This window comes from Longimicrobium sp. (assembly GCF_036387355.1).
Classification (GTDB): Bacteria; Gemmatimonadota; Gemmatimonadetes; order Longimicrobiales; family Longimicrobiaceae; genus Longimicrobium.
On sequence record NZ_DASVTX010000381.1, the window covers coordinates 1 to 5174 of the forward strand.

Below are 5174 nucleotides of genomic sequence, written 5' to 3' on the forward strand. Positions count from 1 at the left end.
CCGCACCGGCACACCACATACATCTATGCCGTGCTCCCGTTTCATGCGCCATGGGTCGGCGCAGCCGGTGAATGACACTCCCACGAACAGATGTGGGAGAGGGGGCACACCCCAACGGCGGGCCCGTGCGGTCCGGCGGGATCCATGCGGCGCAGACCGACTGATCGACCCAAGTCGCCGCAACACGGCTGAAAGCTTCATGATACTGCCGTGAGGCTGCGGAGTACGGCGATCGGCGCCGAACTCGACCTGACGCCGAACGGCTCCCCCTCTCCCGGGGCGGGTGGAGGGGGTTGGGGGGAGGGGACCTCCTTCCGCCGCATCGGCACCGTCTGAAGAGCACTGATCCGCCGTTCTCCCCTCGTGCTTCGCTTCTGGCCGGGAGGGGAGCGGGGAGGGGCGGGGGAGGGGCCCTCGCGACGGCGGATTCCGTGCGCCGGTCCAACCATCCTACCGGCGCGGCATGGAACGGAATGGCGCACGCGTTGTTGACGAACCCGTGCGCGGGCGCTACTGTCCGAACGGTTCCGCAATTCGCGTGTTTGTGCGCGAAAGGATTCTGGCGCACCCCGCACCGAGGTGAACGCAGATGAAGAAGCTCACGCTGGATCTGGACACGATCGCCGTGCAGTCCTTCTCCACCGCTCGCGATGCGGCGCCCGTGCTGGGCACCGTGCGCGGCAACGAAGAGCTGCGGCCGTCGTACCTGGCGCCCTCGCAGTGCTACACCAGCTGCACGCGCGAACAGCAGGCCTGAACCCCCATCAGGAGGACCGAGATGAAGAAGCTCAAGCTGGATGTGGAAACGGTGGCCGTGCAGTCGTTCCCCACGGAGCAGATCGACGCGCCGGCCCCGGGCACCGTTCGCGGGCAGGAGGCGTTCGCGCCGTCGTACATCGACTTTACCGCCTGCCACACCTACTGCAGCTGCCCCGACACCCGCTGAAGCACCGCTGGCGGATTCCGTACGTAACGAGGAGGGCCGGGAGCACAATTCCCGGCCCTCCTCGCATCCACCATCAAACGTGCATCCTCCGGGCGATCGCAGTCCCGCGTCATCCGGACGCGAACACCATCGGGCCGATCCACTCGAGTTCCGCCAGGGCCCAGATCACCAGCGGCGCCATCACGGCGGTGAACACGCCCATGATGCCGATGGCGAGCCCGCTACTGGCGGCTTCCGTGTCTCCCTCCTCCGCGGCGCGCGCGGTGCCCACGCCGTGCGCGCTGGCGCCCATCGCGATCCCCCACGCGGTGCGGCTGCGGATGTCCATCACGCGCAGCAGCGGCGGGCCGGCGACGGCGCCCAGGATACCGCTCAGAATCACCACGGCGGCGGAAAGCGGCGGCAGCCCGCCCACACGCGCGGAAATGGCCATGGCGATCGGCGTGGTGACCGAACGCGAGGCCAGCGAGCGCACCACCTGAGACGACGCACCGAAAAGCAGCGCCGTCCCCGTCGCCGTCACCACGCCCACGGCGCTCCCCGCCAGCAGCGACAGCAGCACCGCGCGCCGGCGCCGCCCGATCTCCTCCATCTGCCGATAGAGAGGAAGCCCCAGCGCCACCACCGCCGGCCCCAGCCAGAACCCCAGCAGCCGCCCGCCGCGCTGGTACTCCGCGTAGCCGATCCCCATCCCGCGCAGCGCCAGGATCAGCGTGACGATGGCGACCAGTACGGGGTGCAGCAGCACGGACCCGGTGCGCCGCTGCACCACGCGCGCCGCCGCGTACACGGCGAGCGTGGCGGCGATGGCCAGCGTGGCGAGAGCCAGCGGGCGCAGCGGCTCAGTCATCGCGCTCCAGCCGCTGCTGCGTCCACGCCACCACGACGAGGACCGCGAACGTGCTCGCCACGCTTGCCGCCACGATGGGCACCCATTCGCGGCGCAGGAGCGGCAGATACAGCATCAGGCCCACACCCGCGGGCACAAAGAGCAGCGCCATGTTGCGGATGAGCATTTCGGCGGCGGGCTGCACCAGGGCGGGGGAGATCCAGCGCATCCGCAGCGCGGCGGCCAGGAGCAGCATCCCCACCACGCTTCCCGGCAACGGCAGCCGCGCGGCCGCCGTGATCGCGTCCCCCACGAACATGAGCGCGACGATCACCGCCAGCCCCGCGGCGAAGCGGAGCAGGGAACGGACGCGCGTCGGTGGATGGGCTGAGGCGCTCATCCCGCCAAGCTCGCGCCTCGCCCCGTGCGCGGCAACGGGGGGAGATGATGGCGACGCGGGCGGTAGCGGCTCAGGTACGATGGAGAAGGAGATTCGGGGCGGAGGATGGTCGGGTGCGCGTCTGCGGCTGTGGCCCTCACCCCGCGTGCTGCGCACGACGACCCTCTCCCACGAACACATGTGGGAGAGGGAGCACACCCCAGTTTGGTGCGATTCCAACGCAGTTTAAGCCCCGAGCGTGGGCGCGGCAGCGGCCATGAGTCGGGGCTTTCCGCTGCCCGAGCGGCGGATTCATCCGATCAGAGAGGCCGTTGATCCGAGAACGGTCACGCTGCGCGTGGGCCCCTCCCCCGGCCCCTCCCCGTGCAAACTGCCGCACGGAGAGGGGAGAACTGCACTTCGGTGTGGTTCGCACAGTGCCGATGCGGCGGAAGGAGGCCCCCTCCCCCCAGCCCCCTCCGCCCGCTCCGCGGGAGAGGGGGAGCCGTTCGGCGTCGGGTCGAGTTCGGCGCCGATCCCCGTACTCCGCAGCCTCACAGCAGTATCGTGAGGCTTCAGCCGTTCTTCCGGCGACTTGGGTCGATCCGCGGGTCTCCGCCGCATGGATCCCGCCTAGCCGCACGGGACTGCTGTTGGGGTGTGCCCCCTCTCCCACATCTGTTCGTGGGAGAGGGTGGCGAGCTTTAGCGAGCCGGGTGAGGGCCACAGCCCCCCGCCGCACCGATCTGCGCAATCCACCCCAAAGCTGCCGCCCCACCAACCCTCCCCCAGTCCGTTTGGGGGGAGGGTGGGCGAGTAATGCGAGCCCGGGTGGGGGCCGCCCTTGAACTCCGCTCCTCCCACTCGCCACCCGCCGCCCCCATGCAGGTGAAGTCCCCCCGTCTGTTTGGGGGGACTTTCCGCCGTTGTTGTGGCGAATTCATTCACTCAGCCGGCTTGGGCCCCCGACCAACGGGGGATGCATCACTGCCGGAGCGCCACCGCCCTCCACCGCTCCGGCGCCAGAACAAATCCCGCGATCCCTCCGATGAGTGCCCCGAGAATGGTGTTGGCGATCCCGTCCGCCACGCCCTGCACCCCGCCGATGTCCTCCGGCTCCTGTTCCTGCGCCCGGCTGTACAGAATCCCCGCCGCGCCGCCCACAAAAAATCCCGTAGCCGTCCACAAGCCACGCTGCCGCCCGCGGCTCACGGACATGGACTCCAGCGCCGCAACGCTGAACGGCGCGGCCGCCGCGGCACCCGTGTTCACCACCACCCGCCCGGAGTCTGTGCGCAGCAGCCGGCCCGTGACCCGCTCTCCGCCTTCCGGGTCCACGCGCACCCTGGACTGCAGCGGCACCTGCGCCAGCGGCAGCGAATCCCGCTGGGCGCACACGGGTCCCGCGCACAGCAGCACGGCGACAAACGCGAGCAGAGCTTTCCGCATGGTGTTCTCCGTCAGGAGGGGTGAGAAGGGCGTGCGAGGCGATGACGATCAGCGCCGCAGGTTCACGGCGCGCCAGCGTTCCGGGGCGCCGAACCAGCCGGCCAGCGCGCCGTACAGCGATCCGGAAATGGCGTACCCCACCCGGGTGACGCCCATGACGATCTTCTCCTCCCCGCCGTCGCCCGAGGGCCGGTCGAACTCCGCCCAGATCAGGCCAGCCAGGGTGCCGGCCGTCGCTCCGGCCAGCATCCAGGTGCGGCGGTCGCGCCCCCCGCTCAGCTCCAGCCTGCGGATGGCCGGTGCGGAAAACGCGGCGGGCGGCGCCGAGCCGCGGGCCGAGAGCACCAGGCTGTCCGCGTCCAGGCGCGAAACGTAGCCAGCGGTGCGCTCGTCGAACTCCATGGTCACGCGGACGCGCAAGCCGGGGCGCACGCTGTCCGCGGGGAGCGGCGCGGTCTGGGCGAGAGCCGGCGAGGCGCCCACCAGCAGGGCGAGGCAGAGCAGAAGACGCGGCATGCGGGTGTGCGGGAGAGGTACGGAAGGTCGCGCGGAGCCAGGGAGCGGCCCCGGCGCGAACAGCGGCGGCGCAGCAGGATGCCGCATGAAAGGCGCGAGGGCAAGCTTCGCGTGCCGTTGACGCGGGCGGAGCGGCGGTTGAGATTGGCGCTTTCCCGGCCACCCATGGAGAACGCGATGCACGCCACCCCCATTCACGACACCGTCACCTATCTTCGCGAGCGCTTTACCCGCGCCCCGCACGCCATCCTGGTCTTGGGCAGCGGCCTGGGCGGCCTGGCGGACGAGATCGAGGACGCGGTGCGCGTTCCCTTTGACGACATCCCCGGCTTTCCGCGCCGCACGCAGGCGCTGGCGGGGCACGCGGGGCAGCTGGTGGCGGGGCAGATGAACGGGGTGGAGGTGGTGGCCATGCAGGGCCGCTTTCACCTGTACGAGGGATGGCAGCCGTCGGACGTGGCGCTCCCCATCCGCGCGCTGGCGGCGCTGGGCGCGCAGACCATGCTGCTGACCAACGCGGCGGGCGGCATTCGCCCCGGCTTTGTGCCCGGCGACCTGATGATCATCGCCGATCACCTGAACCTGATGTTCCGCAACCCGCTCATCGGCCCCACGTTTCCGGGAGAAACGCGCTTTCCCGACATGTCGGAGCCGTACGACAAGGCGTTCCGGCGCGCCGCGGCCGAGGTGGCGCGTGACCTGAAGATTCCGGTGACGGAAGGCGTGTACGCCGGGCTGCTCGGCCCCAGCTACGAGACGCTGGCCGAGGTGCGCATGCTGGGCCGGCTGGGAGCGGACGCGGTGGGGATGTCCACCGTCCCCGAGGTCCTGGTGGCCGCGGCGATCGGGGTAAAGTGTCTGGGGATCTCGTGCATCACCAACCTGGCCGCGGGGCTGGGCGGGGAAAAGCTGACGCACGACGAGGTGATGGAAGTGGGTGCCCGCGTGCGCGACCAGCTTGCGGCGCTCGTCCGCGGCGTGCTGCCGCGCATCGCCGGCAGCAACCTGCCGTCCGAAGCCTGAGCTGACGCCCCCGCGGCGCGCCTCCCGGCGCG

Annotated in this window: 7 protein-coding genes; 3 read left to right on the forward strand and 4 right to left on the reverse strand. The window is 70.7% G+C overall.

Annotated elements, in window-relative coordinates; all coding sequences use genetic code 11:
• Nucleotides 1–589 precede the first annotated feature (589 nt).
• Nucleotides 590–757 carry a hypothetical protein gene (locus VF665_RS16625; RefSeq protein WP_331054567.1) on the forward strand — a complete coding sequence of 56 codons (168 nt, stop codon included), beginning with the start codon at nt 590–592 and terminating at the stop codon, nt 755–757.
• Nucleotides 758–778: 21 nt separating this feature from the next.
• Nucleotides 779–946, forward strand: a complete 168-nt coding sequence (locus VF665_RS16630) for a hypothetical protein (RefSeq protein ID WP_331054568.1) — start codon at nt 779–781, stop codon at nt 944–946.
• 109 nt (nt 947–1055) lie between these two features.
• Here the strand turns inward: VF665_RS16630 and VF665_RS16635 are convergent, their stop codons facing one another.
• The 4 genes from VF665_RS16635 to VF665_RS16650 all read right to left on the reverse strand — a co-directional run bounded on the left by VF665_RS16635 (nt 1056) and on the right by VF665_RS16650 (nt 4119).
• Nucleotides 1056–1796, reverse strand: coding sequence for an LrgB family protein (locus tag VF665_RS16635; RefSeq protein WP_331054569.1), 741 nt, complete (start codon nt 1794–1796; stop codon nt 1056–1058).
• Nucleotides 1789–2175 (reverse strand): CidA/LrgA family protein, encoded by a 387-nt coding sequence (locus VF665_RS16640; protein ID WP_331054570.1) that lies wholly within the window; start codon nt 2173–2175, stop codon nt 1789–1791. Before VF665_RS16640 ends, VF665_RS16635 begins: the two co-directional genes overlap by 8 nt.
• Nucleotides 2176–3138: 963 nt before the next feature.
• Nucleotides 3139–3603: a hypothetical protein gene (locus VF665_RS16645; RefSeq protein ID WP_331054571.1), complete on the reverse strand. Its 465-nt coding sequence runs from the start codon at nt 3601–3603 to the stop codon at nt 3139–3141.
• Nucleotides 3604–3651: 48 nt separating this feature from the next.
• The gene (locus VF665_RS16650; protein WP_331054572.1) at nt 3652–4119 is read right to left on the reverse strand and encodes a hypothetical protein; all 468 of its coding nucleotides are present in this window, start codon (nt 4117–4119) and stop codon (nt 3652–3654) included.
• 177 nt (nt 4120–4296) lie between these two features.
• On the opposite strand from VF665_RS16650, the gene VF665_RS16655 reads away from it, so the two are divergent.
• The gene (locus VF665_RS16655; protein WP_331054573.1) at nt 4297–5142 is read left to right on the forward strand and encodes a purine-nucleoside phosphorylase; all 846 of its coding nucleotides are present in this window, start codon (nt 4297–4299) and stop codon (nt 5140–5142) included.
• The last annotated feature ends 32 nt before the right edge of the window (nt 5143–5174 follow it).